The sequence below is a fragment of the Pseudomonas sp. HMWF006 genome, from assembly GCF_003061205.1.
Lineage (GTDB): Bacteria > Pseudomonadota > Gammaproteobacteria > Pseudomonadales > Pseudomonadaceae > Aquipseudomonas > Aquipseudomonas monsensis.
The window spans coordinates 9,381-10,251 of sequence record NZ_QAIU01000426.1 but is presented as its reverse complement, the minus strand read 5'-3'; the positions used below and the strand labels follow the sequence as shown (position 1 = coordinate 10,251).

Below are 871 nucleotides of genomic sequence, written 5' to 3'. Positions count from 1 at the left end.
GTATCAGCCCGATCCGTTTCTGGGCCAGGGACGCATGATGTTTCGCACGCGTGACCTGGGGCGCTGGACCGCAGACGGTGAGCTTGAACATCTGGGGCGTGTCGATGATCAGGTCAAGGGCAGAGGCTTTCGGGTTGAACTCGACGCGGTGTCAGCGGCGCTGGAGTCCGCGCCGACCTGCGAGCGGGCGGTCACGCTGAAGCTCGACAGTCGTCATCTGGTGGCCTTCGTTTATCCCGCCAGTACAGATGTCGATGCAGCGCGTGCCTGTTGTGAAGCGCGGCTTGCCTACTATTGCGTGCCGTCGTTGATACTCGCCGTTGACGAGATTCCGCTGACGTCCCGGGGCAAGGTCGACAAGCGCTTGCTTCTTGAGTGGGCAGTGGCGCATCAGGCCGAACAAACAGACGCCGGGCAGCCAGTGCGGGTGCAGGCATGAGTGCGCCACAGGTGAACATCGTCCTGCCTGCCCGGCGGCCACTCTGGCAACGTCTGGGAACACTGCCGATGTTCTCGCATTACAACCGTCTGGTGGTGTTAGTGCTGGCCTGCAACATGGCCGTGCTGGTGTACGGCATCACGGTCGGGCAGATGTGGTCCACCGCCGGTGTGAATTTGCCGATGTTGTCGGCACTGGTGGTGGCGAATCTGTCCCTGGCGATACTGATTCGTCAGCAGTACCTCATCAATCTGTTGTTCTGGCTGGCCACCCGGGCGCCCACGACCTGGCCGTTGGCGGTTCGCCGGTCGCTGGCCAAGGTTTACCACTTCGGCGGCCTGCACAGTGGTGGCGCAATGGCTGCGATTGCGTGGTTTGTCCTGTTGTTCGGTTCGATGATCTGGCAGCGGCTCGAAGGGCCGGGGGGCGTTT

The 871-nt window shown here is 62.3% G+C and carries 2 pseudogenes; both read left to right on the top strand.

Features of this window, described 5'->3' with window-relative positions:
- Positions 1 to 439: pseudogene (locus DBR24_RS17940) on the top strand (peptide synthetase); the annotation flags it as partial.
- Positions 436 to 871: pseudogene (locus DBR24_RS32655) on the top strand (hypothetical protein); the annotation flags it as partial. The pseudogenes DBR24_RS17940 and DBR24_RS32655, both read left to right, overlap by 4 nt.